Raw genomic sequence first — 503 nt, 5'->3', positions numbered from 1 at the left:
CTGGAACTGGTCGCCGACATCTGGGCCGCCGACGCCCGCGAGGCCCGGCACGCCGCCCAGCGCGCCGAGGCCATCGCCGCGCTCGCCCGCCGCCGCTCGATCGAACGCGACCGCGACTTCGGCCCGCTGGGTGGCCCGGGCCGCGACAGCCGGCTGCGCCGCTCGACGGTGCTGGCCCAGGTCAGCCAGACCTTCGTGACCGAGCTGGCGCTGATCCGCAGCTGCTCCGAAGCCGAGGCCGAGGCCCTCGCCGTCGAGTCGATCCTGCTCACCACCCTGCTTCCCGGCACCTGGGACGCCCTGTTCGCCGGGCGCATCGACGTGCGCAGGATGCGCGCCCTGGTCGACCTGCTGTCCACCGCCCGGCCCGAGGTGGTTGCCGAGGTCGAGCGCCGCGTCCTGCCCCACGCCGGGCGGCTGACCGTGCCCCAGCTGCGCGCCCGGGTGCGCCGCGCCCTGGCCCGGCTGGACGCCGACGCCCTGGACAAGCGCCGCGAGGAAGC

At 76.9% G+C, this 503-nt stretch carries 1 protein-coding gene; it reads left to right on the top strand.

All coding sequences use genetic code 11. From position 1 onward, the window contains the following. The coding region (locus E9549_RS22890) for a hypothetical protein (RefSeq protein WP_374201476.1) at nucleotides 1-503 on the top strand (503 nt) is incomplete at both ends.

The organism is Blastococcus sp. MG754426, from assembly GCF_021699055.1.
GTDB lineage: Bacteria > Actinomycetota > Actinomycetes > Mycobacteriales > Geodermatophilaceae > Blastococcus.
This window is presented reverse-complemented; position numbering and strand designations above follow the sequence as displayed.